Origin of the sequence: Agromyces sp. NPDC056523 (genome assembly GCF_042794545.1) — a bacterium.
In the GTDB taxonomy this organism is placed as follows: domain Bacteria; phylum Actinomycetota; class Actinomycetes; order Actinomycetales; family Microbacteriaceae; genus Agromyces.
This window is the reverse complement of the sequence record NZ_JBHTTM010000004.1, coordinates 284,810-301,581: the sequence shown is the minus strand read 5'-3', so window position 1 is coordinate 301,581 and position 16,772 is coordinate 284,810. Positions and strand designations below refer to the sequence as shown.

15 protein-coding genes are annotated in these 16,772 nt (G+C 72.3%); 8 read left to right on the top strand and 7 right to left on the bottom strand.

Features of this window, described 5'->3' with window-relative positions; genetic code table 11:
- Positions 1–88 precede the first annotated feature (88 nt).
- The gene (locus tag ACFQ58_RS14810; protein ID WP_376951921.1) at positions 89–832 is read right to left on the bottom strand and encodes a hypothetical protein; all 744 of its coding nucleotides are present in this window, start codon (positions 830–832) and stop codon (positions 89–91) included.
- The gene (locus ACFQ58_RS14805; RefSeq protein WP_376951920.1) at positions 813–1,583 is read right to left on the bottom strand and encodes a FadR/GntR family transcriptional regulator; all 771 of its coding nucleotides are present in this window, start codon (positions 1,581–1,583) and stop codon (positions 813–815) included. Before ACFQ58_RS14805 ends, ACFQ58_RS14810 begins: the two co-directional genes overlap by 20 nt.
- A gap of 184 nt (positions 1,584–1,767) precedes the next feature.
- On the opposite strand from ACFQ58_RS14805, the gene ACFQ58_RS14800 reads away from it, so the two are divergent.
- On the top strand, positions 1,768–2,415 hold the full coding sequence (locus ACFQ58_RS14800) for a GNAT family N-acetyltransferase (protein WP_376951919.1): 648 nt from the start codon (positions 1,768–1,770) through the stop codon (positions 2,413–2,415).
- A 66-nt stretch (positions 2,416–2,481) separates the two neighbouring features.
- Here ACFQ58_RS14800 and ACFQ58_RS14795 read toward each other — a convergent pair whose 3' ends face one another.
- Together ACFQ58_RS14795 and ACFQ58_RS14790 are read right to left on the bottom strand one after the other, a co-directional pair.
- A complete protein-coding gene (locus ACFQ58_RS14795) occupies positions 2,482–2,811 on the bottom strand; it encodes a hypothetical protein (protein ID WP_376951918.1) in 330 nt (109 codons plus the stop codon).
- Positions 2,812–2,966: 155 nt separating this feature from the next.
- Positions 2,967–5,342: an arylsulfatase gene (locus ACFQ58_RS14790; RefSeq protein WP_376951917.1), complete on the bottom strand. Its 2,376-nt coding sequence runs from the start codon at positions 5,340–5,342 to the stop codon at positions 2,967–2,969.
- A gap of 256 nt (positions 5,343–5,598) precedes the next feature.
- On the opposite strand from ACFQ58_RS14790, the gene ACFQ58_RS14785 reads away from it, so the two are divergent.
- The 4 genes from ACFQ58_RS14785 (at position 5,599) to ACFQ58_RS14770 (ending at position 8,898) form a co-directional block, all read left to right on the top strand.
- Positions 5,599–6,417 carry an amino acid ABC transporter substrate-binding protein gene (locus tag ACFQ58_RS14785; RefSeq protein ID WP_376951916.1) on the top strand — a complete coding sequence of 273 codons (819 nt, stop codon included), beginning with the start codon at positions 5,599–5,601 and terminating at the stop codon, positions 6,415–6,417.
- A 157-nt stretch (positions 6,418–6,574) separates the two neighbouring features.
- The gene (locus ACFQ58_RS14780) at positions 6,575–7,240 is read left to right on the top strand and encodes an amino acid ABC transporter permease (protein ID WP_376951915.1); all 666 of its coding nucleotides are present in this window, start codon (positions 6,575–6,577) and stop codon (positions 7,238–7,240) included.
- Complete coding sequence (locus ACFQ58_RS14775; RefSeq protein ID WP_376951914.1) at positions 7,227–8,081, top strand: amino acid ABC transporter ATP-binding protein; 855 nt, start codon at positions 7,227–7,229, stop codon at positions 8,079–8,081. Before ACFQ58_RS14780 ends, ACFQ58_RS14775 begins: the two co-directional genes overlap by 14 nt.
- Before the next feature lie 34 nt (positions 8,082–8,115).
- On the top strand, positions 8,116–8,898 hold the full coding sequence (locus ACFQ58_RS14770) for a Pr6Pr family membrane protein (protein ID WP_376951913.1): 783 nt from the start codon (positions 8,116–8,118) through the stop codon (positions 8,896–8,898).
- Here the strand turns inward: ACFQ58_RS14770 and ACFQ58_RS14765 are convergent.
- From ACFQ58_RS14765 to ACFQ58_RS14755, 3 genes are all read right to left on the bottom strand, one after another.
- Positions 8,895–10,382, bottom strand: coding sequence for an FAD-dependent oxidoreductase (locus ACFQ58_RS14765; protein WP_376951912.1), 1,488 nt, complete (start codon positions 10,380–10,382; stop codon positions 8,895–8,897). The genes ACFQ58_RS14770 and ACFQ58_RS14765 overlap by 4 nt on opposite strands.
- Positions 10,383–10,608: 226 nt before the next feature.
- Complete coding sequence (locus ACFQ58_RS14760; protein ID WP_376951911.1) at positions 10,609–12,015, bottom strand: aspartate aminotransferase family protein; 1,407 nt, start codon at positions 12,013–12,015, stop codon at positions 10,609–10,611.
- A gap of 20 nt (positions 12,016–12,035) precedes the next feature.
- Entirely contained in the window at positions 12,036–13,586 is a 1,551-nt protein-coding gene (locus tag ACFQ58_RS14755) for a CoA-acylating methylmalonate-semialdehyde dehydrogenase (protein ID WP_376951910.1), read from the bottom strand.
- 111 nt (positions 13,587–13,697) lie between these two features.
- Here ACFQ58_RS14755 and ACFQ58_RS14750 point away from each other — a divergent pair, with 111 nt between their 5' ends.
- The 3 genes from ACFQ58_RS14750 to ACFQ58_RS14740 all read left to right on the top strand — a co-directional run bounded on the left by ACFQ58_RS14750 (position 13,698) and on the right by ACFQ58_RS14740 (position 16,701).
- On the top strand, positions 13,698–15,383 hold the full coding sequence (locus tag ACFQ58_RS14750; RefSeq protein WP_376951909.1) for a PucR family transcriptional regulator ligand-binding domain-containing protein: 1,686 nt from the start codon (positions 13,698–13,700) through the stop codon (positions 15,381–15,383).
- 92 nt (positions 15,384–15,475) lie between these two features.
- Entirely contained in the window at positions 15,476–15,934 is a 459-nt protein-coding gene (locus tag ACFQ58_RS14745; RefSeq protein WP_376951908.1) for a VOC family protein, read from the top strand.
- An 11-nt stretch (positions 15,935–15,945) separates the two neighbouring features.
- On the top strand, positions 15,946–16,701 hold the full coding sequence (locus tag ACFQ58_RS14740; protein WP_376951907.1) for a winged helix-turn-helix transcriptional regulator: 756 nt from the start codon (positions 15,946–15,948) through the stop codon (positions 16,699–16,701).
- The last annotated feature ends 71 nt before the right edge of the window (positions 16,702–16,772 follow it).

The following is a 16,772-nucleotide window of genomic DNA, read 5'->3' as shown; positions in this document are numbered from 1 at the left end:
TGCATCGCGCCATCGGTCACTGAACCTGTCGAAGGGTCGTCTGCCGCGGTGCATACGCTCGTCGTTCAAAGATATATCAGCGCATGATTTATTTCGAGACGGATGCCGCGGGGTCCGCGAGCACGCGGAACGGTGTGCCGGAGCACGGCTCCACGGAGGCCCACGCGACCGCGAGTTGTCCGACCTGCAGCGTCGGCTCGGTCGAGAGCACCACGCGGCCGTCCTCGTTCACGAGCGCGAGCGGCTCGGGCACGTCGAGGAACGCGGCGAGCAGCTCGTGCTCGAGGCGGCGCACCGCGACATCCGCCCCGACGACCCCGACCATGCGCGCGTCGCCGGAGGTCGTGGCGGCGTCGGCGTGCACGGGCATCGTCAGCGTCAGGATGTAGTCGCACGTGCAGAGGTGGTCGACGTACGGGCCGGTCACGTGCGCGTTCCGCGTGGTCGCGGGGATGCGGTACCACTCGAGCGCGCGGAAGTCGCGGAGGTACTCGGTGTAGCCGCGCGTGGAGAGGTCGAGGCGCGTGGGCTCGGTCGTCGAGCCGAGCACCGGGTTGGCCTCGAGGGGCCCGAGCCACCACGCGAAGTGCACGTCGCGTCCCCGCACGATCTCGCCGTCGGCGATGAAGCCCGCACCGACGAGCAACGGGTCGTCCTCGACGAGGTGCGGGATCACGAGGTCGGCGACGGCCGTGTCGAGGTCGACGGGCCGCATCTCGGGGGAGCGGGCGATGAGCTGCTCGATGGGCTCGCGCCACGCGGCGAGTTGGTCGAACACCGTCGTGAACACCCGCGTCACGGCCGCGGCGACCTCAGGCGCCGATCGGCTCATCGAGCCCACCTCCGCGTTCGATGCGCGCCTTGGCGGCCAGGAGCTGCTCGGACAGGCCGCGAACGAGGGCGCCCGCGGCCTCGCGCGCCCGTGCCGGACGGTGCGCGGCGATGGCCCGGACGATCGCGCGGTCGTGCGCGACCACGTCGGATCGTGCCCCGTCGTCGTCGAGCCCGAGCAGGAGCAGGGGCCCGAACTCGGCCTGCAGGCGGATCTGCTCGCGCACGAGCCGCGCCGACTGGCTCAGCACGGCGACCTCGAGGAAGAAGCCGCCCTGGTTCGTGCGAGCGGATGCCGCGGCGCCGAAGTCGGCGGCGTCGAGCCAGGCACCGAGGCGCTCGCCGTCGGCCTCGGCCGCGCGCTCAGCCGCACGCTCGGCGGATCCCGCGAGGATGGCGCCGAAGTAGACGGCCATGTCGCTGAGTTCGACCTGCGCGAGCCCGCGCAGGCGTGCGGTCAGGAGCGAGCGGTGCCCGCCCTCGTCTTCGACCACGAAGCTGCCGCCGTCGCGCCCCCGCCGGGTCTCGACGAGACCGGACTCGCGGAGGATGCCGAGCCCCTCGCGCACGGTGATGAGCGCGACGCCGAACCGTCGGGCGAGCTCGGGCTCGCTCGGCAGGCGCTCGCCGGCGTGGAGGACGCCGAGCACGATGCCGTCGGTCAGGCGCTGGGCGACCTGCTCCGCGCGGCCGGCGTCGGCGAGCTGGGCGAAGACGGCTTCGCGCGCGCCCGGACCCACCCTCGTCTCCATGCGCTTCAGGCTAGTCGAGCGGATCGGGAGCGACCGGCGCCCCGCCGCCCAATCATCCGCTTTAGGAGGAATCCCCGCTTCCGCGAGAGTATGCCGAACGTCGGGAACGGTCGGGGTACGGCGTGGTTCGGCATGCTCTCGCGGCGAGGCAAAGGGCGGATGGCGCGGCCGATAGGGTCGTGCGATGGACCTCGAGGACGTCTGGCCGCTGTTCCGCCTCCGCCTGCGCACGCCCCGACTCGAGCTGCGGCTCGCGCGCGACGAGGACCTCGGGCCCCTCGTCGACGCGGCGCTCGCCGGCATCCACGATCCCTCGGTCATGCCGTTCGCCGCGCCCTGGACCGACGCGGCGCCCGACGTGCAACGGCGCGGTCTCGCGCAGCACGTCTGGCGGCAGCGGGCAGGACTCGAGCGCGACGAGTGGACGCTGCTCTTCGCGGTGCTGCACGACGGCGTGCCCGTCGGCCTGCAGGACGTGCGCGGTCACCGGTTCCCCGCGCGGCGGACGATCTCCACCGGCTCGTGGCTCACCGCCTCGAAGCAGGGGCTCGGGCTCGGCAAGGGGATGCGCGCCGCCGTCCTCATCTGGGCGTTCGACCACCTCGGCGCCGAGGTCGCCGAGACGAGCGCGGCCGACTGGAACGGCGCCTCGCAAGGCGTGACCCGTGGGCTCGGGTACCGCGAGAACGGCGTGAGCCGATTGGAGACCCGGCCCGGTGAGGTCTCGATCGACATGCGATTCCGACTCGAACCCGGATGGCTCGTGCGACCGGACTGGACGCTCGAGGTCGAGGGTGCCGCCGAGGCGCGGCGCGAACTGGGGCTGGAGTAGGGCCGGGAACGCCGAAGGCCGGCACCCGTCAAGGGCGCCGGCCTTCGAGCCGATGGGATCGTGGCGTCAGTTGATGCCGGGGATGATGAGCCAGCGGTTGACGAGGATCAGCCAGATCACGATCAGCACGAGCGCGATGATGGTCAGCGTGCGCCCGGTGCGCCCGCCCGCGAACAGCGCCACCGCGAGGATCACGAGCGTGGCGATGCCCAGCACGAGCGATCCGAACGGGATGCCCGGCAGGAACAGCGAGAGCAGGAACAGTCCGGCGATGATGATCTCGAGGATGCCGACGACCGTCGAGCCGCCGCGCGCCCGGAGACGCCAGATGCCGTCGACGACGGCCAGCACGCCGGCGGCGAGGGCGATGATGAGGAGCCAGGTCAGAGTGATCATGGGATTCCTTCGGGTTGGTGTGGGGTCACCGCGACGAGGGATCCGTTCCCTCGACGGCGCCAGCGTAGCGGGCGTGCGATCCGTGCCGCCGACGGTTGCGGGCCCGGCGCGGATTGCGGTATGCCGCCCGCGGCATACCGGACTCGGGCGGGCGGTCAGTGCCGGCCCATGGCGATCCGCAGCCGATCCTCCGCCGTGATGAGGTGTTCCTGGTCGAGCGCGTCGTCGCCGAGGTCGATCTGCACCCACGCGATCCGGCCCGTGAACGCGTTGCCGCCCGAGGCGTAGTCGTCGCTCACGGGCGAGGCGAGGTCCTCTCCGATGTCGGTCGTCTCGTCGGCCGAGAAGATCATCGGGACGGTCTGCTCCAGCCGGCCCTCGGCGACCGTCGCGCCGTCCACCTCGAGGCGGAGGGCTCCGCCGCGACCGAGCCCGCCGCCGTCGTACGCGAACTCCATGCGGAGCTCGTGGACGCCCTCCGCGAGCGGCTCGGTGCCGACCAGCTTCACGCGCGCGAGCCCCAGCAGGTTGTAGCAGAACGCCGGCCGGCCGTGCAGCGCGTAGAGGCTCCATCCGCCGAACGCCCCGCCCTGTGCGACGACCACGCCCTTGACGCCTCCTGCGGGCACGTCGATCGCGGCCGTGACCGCGAAGGAGCGGTTCTTCACGTTGAGCACGCAGTTCTCGGGCAGTCGCCCCATGCCCGGGAACAGCCGCTGCGTCGTCCCGGAGACGAGCGTCGGACGGCCTGCGAGGTCGGGGTTGAACCGCTCGATCCGCCGGTCGTCCAGCGGCAGGACCCCGTACTTGACCGCCTCGATGAGGAACAGCCGTTGCAGCTCGTTCAGCTTCTCCGGATGCTCCGCCGCCAGGTTTCGCGACTGCGTCCAGTCGTCGGGGCCGTAGAGCTCCCACACGTCCTCCTCGATCGCCGGCAGCGGCTCGGCGACCCAGGGCGTGCTGTGGCGGGTCACTGCGGTCCATCCCCGGTGGTAGACGCCGCGGTTCACGAAGCACTCGAAGTACTGCAGGTCGTGCGTCTCGGCCGCCTCGGCGTCCGAGAACGTGGGGGCCAGGCTCGTGCCGTGCAGCGGCATCTGCTCCACCCCGTTCACCGATCGGGGCACCGGCAGCCCGGCGAGATCGAGCACGGTCGGCGCGATGTCGAGGACGTGGGCGAACTGGTCACGGCGTCCCGCGGCCTCGATGCCGCGCGGCCAGTGCGCGACCATCGCGTTGCGCGTGCCGCCCCAGTGCGAGGCCACCTGCTTCGTCCACTGGTAGGGCGTGACGGTCGCGTGCGCCCAGCCGACGGCGTAGTGGTTGTACGCCGTCGGTCCGCCGAACTCGTCGAGACGCGAAGCCATGAACTCGGGCGTCTCGAGGTGTGCGGCGCCGTTGAAGACGAATGACTCGTTGAAGCTGCCGTTGACCGTGCCCTCGGCCGACGCGCCGTTGTCGCCGATGAGGTAGAAGACGAGGGTGTCCTCGAGGATCCCGAGCTCCTCCAGGGTGTCGATCAGGCGGCCGACGTGGTGGTCGGCGTGCTCCAGGAATCCCGCGAAGATCTCCATCTGCCGGGCGAGCACTGGCTTGAGTCCGGCCGGCATCTCATCCCAGGCGGGGATCTCGGCCGGTCGTGCAGTGAGCTCCGCGTCGGCCGGGATGACGCCGAGCTCCTTCTGGCGCGCGAACGTGCGCTCGCGCAGCGCATCCCAGCCGTCGTCGAACGCGCCGGCGTAGCGCTCCGCCCATCCCGGGGGGACGTGGTGCGGCGCGTGCGTCGCGCCCGGGGCGAAGTAGAGGAAGAACGGGCGGTCGCCGGCGAGGGAGTGCTGCGTGCGCAGCCAATCCACCGCGTGGTCGGCCAGGTCCTCGGTGAGGTGGTACCCCTCCTCGGGGGTGCGAGGCGGCTCGACCGGCGTGGTGCCCTGGTACAGCGACGGGTAGTACTGGTTCGTCTCACCGCCGATGAACCCGTAGAAGTGCTCCATCCCACCGCCGCCGGTGGGCCAGGCGTCGAATGGGCCGACCTGGCTCGCCTCCCACACCGGCACCTCATGGCACTTGCCGAACTGCGCCGTCGAGTAGCCGTTGAGGCGCAGGACCTCGGCGAGCGGCGCGGCCGAGCGCGGCCGGACCGCCGAGTACCCGGCCGGCGACGTGGACAGTTCGGTCACGGCGCCCATGCCCACGGCATGGTGATTGCGGCCCGTGAGCAGCGCGGCCCGCGTGGGTGCGCACAGCGCGGTCGTGTGGAATCGCGTGTAGCGCAGTCCACGCTCCGCGAGGCGGTCCGCGGTCGGCGTCGCGACCGGGCCGCCGAAGGTCGCCGCGGCGCCGAAGCCGATGTCGTCGAGCAGGATCAGGAGCACGTTCGGGGCTCCGGCGGGCGGACGCAGCGGGCGGATCGGCTCGTCGGCCGCGGCGGGGTCCGTCGCCTCGAACGCGGTGTACCGGGGGCTCGCCCGGTCGGGCAGCGGAAGCGTCGACCGTCGGGCAGCGTCGGCGACGTCGTGGTGATCGGACATGATGTTCCCCTTCCCCTCCACGTGCGGGACGCGCGGGGGTCTTTCCGTCATCGAACGGCATGGCCTCCGGCCGATCCGGGACTTCCGTCCCGCCGCCGGCGGGTGCGGATTCGGGCCGATCGGGAATGGAAACGGGGCGTCATCCGGTTTCACCCCTTGGCCCGGCCGTGATGGACTCGTCCTGCCGGAGGCCCACCCGAGCCACCGCCCTGCGCCACTCGCGCACACCCCGAACGTCACGAACGGAGCACCACCCATGTCACGTACCCGCACGATCCTCGGTATCGCCGCCGCATCCGCCGCCGTCCTCGCGCTCGCCGCGTGCTCGAGCGGCAACGCCGGCTCGGGGTCCGACGACGCGAGCGGCGCGGGCGACGACTACCGCCTGGTGAAGGACGGCACGCTCACGGTCGCGACCGAGGGCACGTACCGGCCGTTCAGCTTCCACGAGGACGGCTCGGGCGACCTCGTGGGCTACGACGTCGAGGTCGCCGAGGCCGTCGCCCAGCAGCTCGGCCTCGAGGTCGAGTTCCAGGAGACGCAGTGGGACGCGATCTTCGCGGGCCTCGACGCGGGCCGCTTCGACGTCATCGGCAACCAGGTCTCCATCACGCCCGAGCGCGAGGAGCAGTACCTCTTCAGCGAGCCCTACACCGTCTCGCGCGGCGTCATCGTCGTGAACGAGGGCGACTCGTCGATCTCGTCGTTCGACGACCTCGAGGGCAAGACCACCGCGCAGTCGCTCACGAGCAACTGGTACGAGCTCGCGACCGAGTCGGGCGCGCAGGTCGAGGCCGTCGAGGGCTGGGCGCAGGCCGTCGCGCTGCTCGAGCAGGGCCGGGTCGACGCGACCATCAACGACGAGCTGACCTTCCTCGACTACCTGACGACCACGCCGGATGCCGCGATCGAGGTCGCCGCGGAGACCGACGAGACCTCCGAGAGCGCGTTCGCCTTCACGCAGAACAAGGAGGCGCTCGTCGAGGCCGTCGACGAGGCGCTCGCCGAGCTCCGCGAGGAGGGCGTGCTCGCCGAGATCGGCGACAAGTACTTCGGCGCCGACGTCTCGGAGTAGTCCGCACCGGTTCCGGCGGTGCCGCGCGATCGCGTGCGGCACCGCCGTCCGTTCGCGCCGGAGGTCGCCGCGCTGATGGTCGGCCTCGCCGCGAATGGCAACATGGGGCGCAGGGTCCGCGCACGCGGCATCCGTGCGCCCGGAAGGACGTGAGCCCGTGAACGAGAACCTGCAGCTCCTGCTGGAGTCGGTCGGCCCCCTGGTCGTGGGCGCCGTCACGGGCACCATCCCGCTCGCCCTCGCCTCATTCGCCCTCGGCCTGGTGATCGCGCTGGCCGTCGCGCTCATGCGGCTCTCCAAGAACCGCGTCGTGTCGAACATCGCCCGGTTCTACGTCTCGGTCATCCGCGGCACGCCGCTGCTCGTGCAGCTCTTCGTGATCTTCTACGGCATGCCCTCGATCGGCCTCACGATCGACCCGTGGCCGAGCGCGATCGCCGCGTTCTCGCTCAACGTCGGCGGGTACGCGGCCGAGATCATCCGCGCCGCCATCCTGTCGGTCCCGAAGGGGCAGTGGGAGGCCGGATACACCATCGGCATGTCGTCGGCGACGACGCTGCGCCGCGTCATCCTGCCGCAGGCCGCGCGCGTCTCGGTGCCGCCGCTCTCGAACACCTTCATCTCGCTCGTGAAGGACACCTCGCTCGCCTCGCTCATCCTCGTGACCGAGTTGTTCCGCGTCGCGCAGCAGATCGCGGCGTTCAGCAGCGAGTTCATGCTGGTGTACCTCGAGGCGGCCCTGATCTACTGGGTCATCTGCCTGGCACTGTCGGGCGGGCAGTCCGCGCTGGAGAAGAGGTTGGACCGCTATGTCGCCCACTGATCCGCCCCGGCCGCCCCAGCCGCCGGTGCCGCCGCCGTCGGGCGGCGACCCGCTCGCCCCACCGCAGACCGGGTCGACGGATGCCGCGGTGCTGCTGTCCGCACGCGGCATCCGCAAGTCGTTCGGCACGAACGAGGTGCTGCGCGGCATCGACTTCTCGGTGCGGCGCGGCGAGGTCGTGACGCTCATCGGACCGAGCGGATCGGGCAAGACGACCGTATTGCGCTCGCTCAACGGCCTCGAGACCCCGGATGGCGGCGAGCTCGCGTTCGACGGCGGGCCGACCGTCGACTTCTCGCGTCCCCTCGCGAAGGCCGACCGGATCGCGATGCGCGACCGTTCGGCCATGGTGTTCCAGCAGCACAACCTGTTCCCGCACATGACCGTGATCGAGAACGTCGTCGAGGGCCCGATCCGCGTGCAGCGCGTGCCGAAGGCCGAGGCGATCGCCGCAGCCGAGGCGCTGCTCGATCGCGTCGGCCTCGCCGAGAAGCGCGACGCCTACCCCTTCGAGCTCTCGGGCGGCCAGCAGCAGCGCGTCGGCATCGTGCGCGCGCTCGCGCTGAAGCCCGACCTGCTGCTGTTCGACGAGCCCACGAGCGCGCTCGATCCCGAGCTGGTCGGCGAGGTGCTGCACGTCATCAAGGAGCTCGCCGACGAGGGCTGGACCATGGTCGTCGTCACGCACGAGCTCGCGTTCGCGCGCCAGGCGGCGCACGAGGTGCTGTTCATGGACGGCGGCGTGATCGTGGAGCGCGGCGCGCCCGGCCAGATCTTCACCAACCCGCGCGAGGAGCGCACCCGACGCTTCCTCGACCGGATCCTGCGGCCGATGGACTGAGGACCCGCGGAGGCGGCGCCGGTAGCGTGAACACATGCCCGCGACCGTCACCGGCTCCGCCGCAGCGGTGACGAGCGCGGATGCCGCGGGGCCCGAGCCGCGCATCGGCACCGCGAACGCCCGGCGCGCGCTGGGCGTCTTCCGGCTCGCGATCGCCGTCGTCCAGATCGTGGCGCTCGTCGCCAACTTCCAGTACGTGCTGGAGTTCCCGCTCTTCGCATCGGTGAACTTCTTCAGCTACTTCACCATCCAGTCGGCGATGCTCGCGGTCGTCACGCTGCTGGTGGCCGGCGCGTACGCGCTGCTCCGGCCCGTCGACCCGCCGCTGCTCGGCGCGTTCCGGACGATGGTGACCGTGTACCTGCTCGTCTCGGGCATCGTGTTCGCGCTCATCGTGGTGCAGGCCTCGACGCGCGACTACCGGGTCGAGGTGCCGTGGTCCGACACAGTTCTGCACTTCGTCGTCCCGCTGCTCGCGCTCGTCGCGTGGACCGTCGATGCCGTCATGGCGGTGAACCCGCCGGTGCCGTGGGCGACGGTCGGCATCGTGCTCGTGCTGCCGTCGGCGTGGCTCGCCTACACGCTGTTCCGCGGCGCGGACGTCGGCTGGTACCCGTACTTCTTCCTCGACGCGACGCAGGTCGGCGGCTACGCCGGGGTGGCGGCGTACTGCGTGCTCGTGCTGCTGATCTTCGTGGTGCTCACCGCGCTGCTCGTGGCGGTGCACCGGCGGCTCGCGCGCCGCGCGGTCCGGCGGCGTGCCGAGGCGGGACGGCTGCGGGCGGTTGCGCCGAGGTCCGAGCCCGGCACGCCCTAGTCCGCGGCGGGCCCGAACTCGACGACGAACGGCTCGAGCCCCTCGAGCACGACCTCGAGCGCCGCGTCGTCATCGAGCTCCGCGACGCGGCGGGCGTGCTCGGCGGCGAGCATCCCGACGAGCACGGGTCGCCGCGGGTCGACGCCGAGGTCCAGCCACGCCGCGACCGTCGGGGTCGCGCCCACCAGGGTGAGCACGTTCGGCTCGCCCTCGGCCGAGCCATCCGGCGTCGACCGCCAGAAGGGCTCGTCGAAGGCGAGCCAGACCAGGTCGATCGCGCCCATGCCGATCGTCGAGATCGCCCGCTGGTGCAGGAGCGGCAGCGGCGGGTCGAACGTGATCGTGTCGGTGCGCAGCACGCCGATGGACGCCGTGACGACGAGGCGGTGCGTGCGCAGCGACTCCCCGCTGTCGAGGCGCAGGCTCACGCCCTCGTCGTCGACGGCGATGTCGGTGACCGCACTCGAGCCCCCGATGTCGAGGCCGTCGGCCAGGTGCTCGATGAGGCCAGTCCATCCGCTCGTGACCTGGGCGGTCGGGCGCCAGACCAGGTCGGGATCGAACCGCTGCGCCGAGACCCGGGTGGCGGTCGCGCCGGTCGTGGGCTCGACGCCGCTCGTGAGCGCGTTGACGAACCAGTCCTGCGTGCTCAGGCCGTCTGCGCCCGGTTCGTCGGACGTGGGCACGGCGCCGGACCGCACCAGGGCCGTGGCGAGCGCGACGTCGCTCGACTGGCCCGCAGCCCACGCCTGGGCCGACGCGATGACGTCCCATCCGGCGGCGGATGGCGCTGCCGCGATCCCTTCGGGCGTCCGCGGGCCGATCACCGGGGTGAATGGCCGGGTGGCGACGCCGGCCTCGGCGAGCACCGAGCGCATCGACCCGCGATCCGAGGCGAACGGGCTGCCGAGCACGACTGGATCGTCGAAGTCGCGGTCCTCGACGGTGAGGAGGCGTCCGCCGAGGTGGTCGCTCGCCTCGATGACGACGACCTCGAAGCCCCCGTCGACGAGCGCGCGGGCGGCCGCCAGGCCGGCGATCCCGGCGCCGATCACGGCGATGCGATCGTCGGGCTCGGCCAGCTCGGCGATGTCGCGTGCGGCACGCAGGCCCTCGGCGTAGGCGCCGTGCACGGTGCCGGGCGCCTCGGCGGAGGTCGCCTCGCCCGCGATGACGAGACGATCGGCGACCGGCCGGCCGAGCTCACGGCGCAGGTCGGGCGTCGTCCCGACCGAGTCGAAGCTCGCGGCGCCGCGCACGAACGGGTCGGCGCTCCATCGCGAGCGCCGGAAGGCCACGGGGCGTGGAACGCCGCCGGGGGTGGGCGACGGGGTGCCGGTGGGTGGCGTGGGGACGGGAGGCGGGGAGGTCGGCTCGGGCGCGCCGTCGGTGCAGGCGCTCAGCGAGACGGCGGCGACGCCGCCGAGCGCCGCGGCGAGGAACGCGCGTCGCGGCATCCCCCCGGCCGGGCCCCGTGCGTCCATGTGCCTCAGGCTAGCCGTTCGTCCCGTCTGCCCCGGGCGTGCTGCCCCGGCGTGCGTTCTGCCCCGGCGAACGCCGCGGGAGGAGATCGCGCGCTGGGGAGGACCGACCGGCGCGAGGTGTCCTCCGCAGCACGCGAAGCCCTCCCTCCGGTGCGGACGACGATGCAGGAGAATCCGGGATCCGGGCGCCGTGGCGGGCCCGTGACCCGGATTCTCCTGCGTCGCGTCAGGCGAGCTCGGCGTCGGCGAGGTCGAGCGCCTCGTCGATGATGTCGAGGCCGCGGATCAGCTCCTCCTCGGTGATCACGAGCGGCGGGGCGACGTGCATCCGGTTGAAGTGGATGAACGGCCAGAGCCCGGCCTGCTTGCAGGCGGCCGCGACCTTCGCCATCGGCGCGGCATCCGCCCCCGACGCGTTGAACGGCACGAGCGGCTCGCGGGTCTCGCGGTCGCGCACGAGCTCGATCGCCCAGAAGAGCCCGAGGCCGCGCACCTCGCCGACCGACGGATGGCGCTCTGCCATCGCCCGCAGGCGCGGCTCGACCACCCGCGTGCCGAGGTCGCGCACGCGCTCGAGGATGCCCTCGCGCTCGAACACCTCGAACGTCGCGACGCCCGCGGCGCACGCGAGCGGGTGGCCCGAGTACGTGAGCCCGCCCTGGAACGCGACCGTGTCGAAGTGCGACGCGATGCGCTGCGAGATGACGACGCCGCCGAGCGGCACGTAGCCCGAGTTCACGCCCTTCGCGAACGTGATGAGGTCGGGCGTCACGCCGAAGTGGTTCACCGCGAACCACTCGCCGACGCGGCCGAAGCCGACCATGACCTCGTCGGCGATGTAGACGATGCCGAATCGGTCGCAGATCTCGCGCACGCCCTGCAGGTAGCCGGGCGGCGGCACGAGCACGCCGTTGGTGCCGACGACGGTCTCGAGGATGATGGCCGCGACGGTGTTCGCGCCCTCGAGCGTGATGACCTGCTCGAGGTGGGCGAGCGCGCGCTCGGTCTCCTCGGCCTCGCTCGAGGCATGGAACGACGAGCGGTACGGGTAGGGCCCGAGGAAGTGCACCACGCTGCCGTCGCTCGGCTCGTTCGCCCAGCGGCGCGGGTCGCCCGTGAGTGAGATCGCGGTCGCGGTGCCGCCGTGGTAGCTGCGGTACATCGACAGCACCTTGCGACGGCCGGTGACGGCCCGAGCCATCCGCACGGCGTGCTCGTTCGCGTCGGCGCCGCCGTTGGTGAAGAACACCTTGTCGAGGTCGCCGGGGGCCACCTCGGCGATGCGGCGCGCGAGCTCGCCGCGCACGTCGTTGGCGAGCGCCGGCTGGATGGTCGCGAGGCGCCCGGCCTGCTCCTGGATCGCGGCGACGAGGTCGGGGTGCTGGTGGCCGAGGTTGAGGTTCACCAGCTGCGACGAGAAGTCGAGGTAGGCGTTGCCCTGGTAGTCCCAGAACGTCGAGCCCTCACCCGCAGCGACGGGCAGCGGGTCGATGAGCGCCTGCGCGCTCCAGGAGTGGAACACGTGGGCCCGGTCGTCGGCGCGCACCTGCGCATCCGCTGCGGGGTCGGGCAGCGGATGGCGCGTGCCGCGCCGATCGACGTGGGTCGCCGTCTCGATCAGGGTGTCGGTCATGGTGGAGGTTCCTCGCGGGGTCAGTGGTTCTGGGGGAAGCCGAGGTTGATGCCGCCGTGGGTGGCCGGGTCGAGCCAGCGGCTGGTGACGGCCTTCTCGCGGGTGAAGAAGTCGAAGCCGTGCACGCCGTAGGCCTTGCTGTCGCCGAACAGCGACTGCTTCCATCCGCCGAACGAGTGGTAGGCGACGGGCACCGGGATCGGCACGTTGATGCCGATCATGCCGACCTCGACCTCGTTCTGGAATCGCCGTGCGGCGCCGCCGTCGTTGGTGAAGATCGCGGTGCCGTTGCCGAACGCGCCGGAGTTGATCAGCTCGAGGCCCTCGTCGTACGAGGCGACCCGCACGACCGAGAGCACCGGTCCGAAGATCTCCTCGGTGTAGGCGCGCGACGTGGTGGGCACGTGGTCGAGCAGCGTCGGGCCGAAGAAGAAGCCGTCCTCGTGGCCGTCGACCGAGAGACCGCGACCGTCGACCACGACCGTCGCGCCGTCGGCCTCGGCGATGTCGACGTACGAGGAGACCTTGTCGCGGTGCACGTCGGTGATGAGCGGACCCATGTCGGGCTCGACGCCGTCGATCCCGGCACCGTTCCCGATCTTCAGCTTCGCGATGCGCTCGGTGATCTTCGCGACGAGCTCGTCGGCGACGGGCTCGACGGCGAGCACGACGCTGATCGCCATGCACCGCTCGCCCGCTGCGCCGTAGCCGGCGTTGACGGCCTGGTCGGCGACGAGGTCGAGGTCGGCGTCGGGCAGCACGAGCATGTGGTTCTTCGCGCCGCCGAGGGCCTGGACGCGCTTGCCGTGCTTCGACGCCGTCTCGTAGATGTACTGGGCGATCGGGGTGGATCCGACGAAGGAGATCGACTGCACCACGGGCGAGGTCAGGAGGCCGTCGACCGCGAGCTTGTCGCCCTGGAGGACCGTGAACACGCCGTCGGGCAGGCCGGCCTCCTTCCAGAGTTCGGCGAGCCAGAGCGCGGCCGAGGGGTCCTTCTCGCTGGGCTTGAGCACGACGGCGTTGCCGGCGGCGATCGCGATGGGGAAGAACCACATCGGCACCATGGCGGGGAAGTTGAAGGGGCTGATGACGCCGACGACGCCGAGCGGCTGCTTGAGCGAGTAGACGTCGATGCCCGACGAGGCGTTCTCGGAGAAGGCGCCCTTGATCAGGTGCGGGAACCCGGTCGCGAGCTCGACGACCTCCTGGCCGCGCAGGATCTCGCCCATCGCGTCGGAGCGCACCTTGCCGTGCTCGGCGGTGATGATCGCGGCGAGCTCGCCCTTCCTCGCGTTGAGCAGCTCGCGGAACGCGAAGAGCACGGTCTGGCGCTTCGCGATCGAGTAGCGGCTCCACACCTCGTACCCGCGCTGGGCGGAGGCGATCGCGTCATCGATCTCGGCCTGGTCGGCCAGGGCCACCTGCGCCTGGACGGCGCCGGTCGCCGGGTTGTAGACGGGCGCGGTCCGCCCGGACGAGGACGCGCGCAGCGCGCCGTCGATCCAGTGCCCGATCTGCGGCACGTCGACGGTCGCAGCGGGCGGGGTGGCGGTCTCGGTGAGGCTCATGGCAGTCCTTCGGTGAATGGCGGTGCTGGTCGACGCTGGATCCGGACAGATCGACCGGCATCGTCTAAGCTGGCGTTTCCCCAGTCTTACAGAGAGAGCGAGGCGGCTCCTGTGCCATATCGTCGCGAAGCGACCGACATCCGGACGGATCGTCCGGCCTCCGCTGCGGCGAGCGCCGCCGCCGACGAGGGCCTGCCCACCGTCGGCGAGATCCTCTCCCTCGAGGCCGTGGCCGCGGGTGTCCCCGAGGTGCTCGTGGGCGGTTCGGCGCTCGACGCGCGCGTGCGGTGGCTGCACGTCTCCGACAGCGCGGGGGTCGCCCGGCTGCTCGACGGCGGCGAGCTCCTGCTCTCGACCGGATCGGGCTGGCCGGCCGAACCGGCCGAGCTCCGCGCGCTCCTCGCCGGGCTCGTCGAGGCCGGCATCGCGGGCCTGGTGCTCGAGCTCGGCGCGCACTACCGCTACGTGCCCGCGGTCGTCGTCGACGCCGCGACCGAGCACGGCCTCGCGCTCGCGGCGCTGCACCGCGAGGTGAAGTTCGTCGCGCTCACCGAGGCCGTGCACCGCCGGATCATCTCCGAGCAGACGGCCGCGCTGCACGCGCGCGACGAGGTGCGCGAGCGATTCACGGCCCTCGCCCTGCGCGGTGCTCCGGCCGACCACATCGTGCAGCAGCTCGCGCGCACGCTCGGAGCACCCGTGGTGCTCGAGAACCTCGCACACGAGGTCGTCGCGGCCGACCTGCCGCCCGAGGCAGAGGAGGAACTCCTCGGCGGATGGCAGCTGCGCTCGCGCGATGCGCACCGGCGCGCGAGCCTCGGCGGCGCGGCAGTGGCGGCTGGCCGGTCCGACGCCTGGCTCATCGTGCCGGTCGAGGCTCGCGGCATCCGCTGGGGGCACGTGATCGCGATGCCGGGCCCGGCGCACCCCGCCGGCCGCACGAGCGTGCTCGAGCAGGGGGCGATCGCGCTCGCGCTCGGCCGGCTCGCCGACGGCGACGACGACACATGGGCCCGCATCGGCCGCCAGCGGCTCGTCGAGCACCTGCTCACCGGACGGTTCGGCACGGCAGGCGGCGCGTCCGCCCGGCTCGAGTCGGCCGGGTTCGCGCTCGCGGGGGCCGACCTGTACGGCGTCGTCGCATCCGGTCGCATCGGCGACGGCACGGTCGACGAGGCGGCGCGCCGGCTCGGCGGGCGTGCGCTCGAGGGCCGTCCGCAGGCGGGCGGCGCACCGGCATCCGCTCGGGTGCTGCTGCTGTCGCTGCCGGCCGGCACGCGCTTCGACGATGCTGCGGCGCGCGCGTTCGCCGCCGCGCTCGCCGGGTCCGACGCCGGCAGTGCGGATGCCGCGGGCGTCGCGCTCGCGATCGGCAGGCCGGCGCACGACCTCGACGGGCTGCTCGTCTCGGTGCAGGAGGCGCTCGACCTCGCGCGCACGCCGCTGCCGCCGAAGGCGCGGGGCCCCATCGTGCGACGGTCCCAGGACCGCCCGCTCGTGCGTCTCGTCACGTCGCTGCGCGACGACCACCGCCTGCAGGAACTCGGTGAGCACATGCTCGCGCCGCTCATCGAGCACGACCTCGCGCGCGGCGGCGACCTGCTCGACGTGCTCGGCGCGATGCTCGCGCACCCCGGAAACCGCACAGCCGCCGCGCAGGCGAGCCACCTGTCGCGGTCGGTGTTCTACCAGCGCCTCGGGCTCATCGGCGACCTGCTCGACGTCGACCTCGACGACGGCGAGACCCTCACGGCGCTGCACCTCGCGCTGCTCGTGCGGCGCAGCGCCACGCGGTGAGTTCCGTCTTACTTGCTATTGACAAGTTCACTTGCAAAGAGCAAGCTAGGCGCATCAGGCATCATCCGAGACATCCACGACGGAGGACCACCATGGCCGACACCAGCATCTTCGTGAACATCCCGACGACCGACCTCGAGCGCTCCAAGGCGTTCTACGAGTCGCTCGGCTTCACCATCAACCCCAACTTCACCGACGAGAACGCCGCGTGCGTCGTGCTCAGCGACACCATCTACTTCATGGTGCTCACCCGCGAGTACCTCGGCACGTTCACCGACAAGGAGATCATCGACCCCAAGACCCAGGCGCAGGTCTCGATCGCGCTCACCCGCGAGACCCGCGAGGGCGTCGACGAGGTGCTCGCCAAGGGCCTGGCCGCGGGCGGCAGCGAGCCGCGCGAGGCGCAGGACTACGGATTCATGTACTCGCGCGATCTCGACGACCCCGACGGCAACAACCTCTCCTTCCTGTTCATGGAGCCCGCCGCCGCCGAGATGGGCCCCGAGGCCTACATGGCGCAGCAGGGCGCCGCCGGCACCGGCACAGCCTGACGGGCCGAGCCATGGCGACGCGCGCCGCGCGCGGCTTCGGCCAGTACGACGGCGTGGCCCGGGCGATCGAGCGGGTCGGCGAGCGATGGGCGCTGCTCATCGTCCGAGACCTGCTCATCGGCGCGCGCCGTTACGGCGACCTCAAGGCCGGCCTGCCGCGCATCCCGACGAACATCCTGGCCGACCGGCTGAAGGAGCTGCAGGAGTCGGGCGTCATCCGCCGGGTCCCGACCGTGCGCGGCGGGTACGAACTCACTCCGCTCGGTCGCGAGCTGGCCCCGGTCGTGCTCGCGCTCGAGCGCTGGGGCTGGTCGGCCCTCGGCGAACCCGCCGAGGGCGAGTCGGTCACGCGCGAGGCCGTCACCACGGCGCTGCGCGCCGCCTTCCGACCGGATGGCGCGGCCGGCACGCCGCCCACCGAGTACGTGCTGCACGTGGCCGAGGCCTCGGTCGCGGCCGTCGTGGTGGGCGGCACGCTCGACGTCGTGTCGATCGGCCCGGGCGCGGTGCCGCAGCCGCGGCGCGAGGGGCCCGAGCCGGCGTTCGAGGCGAGCGTCGAGCTGGCGCTCGACCCGCCGGAGTTCCGCGACCTGCTCGCGGGGCGCCTCGCGCCCGGCGCGGTCCGGGTGCTCGCTGGCGAGGCCGCGTCGGTCGAGCACTTCGTGCAGACGTTCCGCATCGAGCCGGTCGGCGGTCCGGCCGGGGCGGATGGCGCGGGCACCGAGGCCGCGTCCGATACCGGCGGCTCCGCGGCATCCGTCGCCTGACCTGCTCCCGCGCCCGGCATCCGCGCCGGCGCGGGAGGAGATCGCACGCTCGGGAGGACCATCGCGCGCGA

Excerpts from the sequence above, each read along its gene's own strand:
- ACFQ58_RS14810 (WP_376951921.1), bottom strand. The coding sequence starts at position 832 with ATGAGCCGATCGGCGCCTGAGGTCGCCGCGGCCGTGACGCGGGTGTTC.
- ACFQ58_RS14805 (WP_376951920.1), bottom strand. The coding sequence starts at position 1,583 with ATGGAGACGAGGGTGGGTCCGGGCGCGCGCGAAGCCGTCTTCGCCCAG.
- ACFQ58_RS14800 (WP_376951919.1), top strand. The coding sequence starts at position 1,768 with ATGGACCTCGAGGACGTCTGGCCGCTGTTCCGCCTCCGCCTGCGCACG.
- ACFQ58_RS14795 (WP_376951918.1), bottom strand. The coding sequence starts at position 2,811 with ATGATCACTCTGACCTGGCTCCTCATCATCGCCCTCGCCGCCGGCGTG.
- ACFQ58_RS14790 (WP_376951917.1), bottom strand. The coding sequence starts at position 5,342 with ATGTCCGATCACCACGACGTCGCCGACGCTGCCCGACGGTCGACGCTT.
- ACFQ58_RS14785 (WP_376951916.1), top strand. The coding sequence starts at position 5,599 with ATGTCACGTACCCGCACGATCCTCGGTATCGCCGCCGCATCCGCCGCC.
- ACFQ58_RS14775 (WP_376951914.1), top strand. The coding sequence starts at position 7,227 with ATGTCGCCCACTGATCCGCCCCGGCCGCCCCAGCCGCCGGTGCCGCCG.
- ACFQ58_RS14770 (WP_376951913.1), top strand. The coding sequence starts at position 8,116 with ATGCCCGCGACCGTCACCGGCTCCGCCGCAGCGGTGACGAGCGCGGAT.
- ACFQ58_RS14765 (WP_376951912.1), bottom strand. The coding sequence starts at position 10,382 with ATGGACGCACGGGGCCCGGCCGGGGGGATGCCGCGACGCGCGTTCCTC.
- ACFQ58_RS14760 (WP_376951911.1), bottom strand. The coding sequence starts at position 12,015 with ATGACCGACACCCTGATCGAGACGGCGACCCACGTCGATCGGCGCGGC.
- ACFQ58_RS14755 (WP_376951910.1), bottom strand. The coding sequence starts at position 13,586 with ATGAGCCTCACCGAGACCGCCACCCCGCCCGCTGCGACCGTCGACGTG.
- ACFQ58_RS14745 (WP_376951908.1), top strand. The coding sequence starts at position 15,476 with ATGGCCGACACCAGCATCTTCGTGAACATCCCGACGACCGACCTCGAG.
- ACFQ58_RS14740 (WP_376951907.1), top strand. The coding sequence starts at position 15,946 with ATGGCGACGCGCGCCGCGCGCGGCTTCGGCCAGTACGACGGCGTGGCC.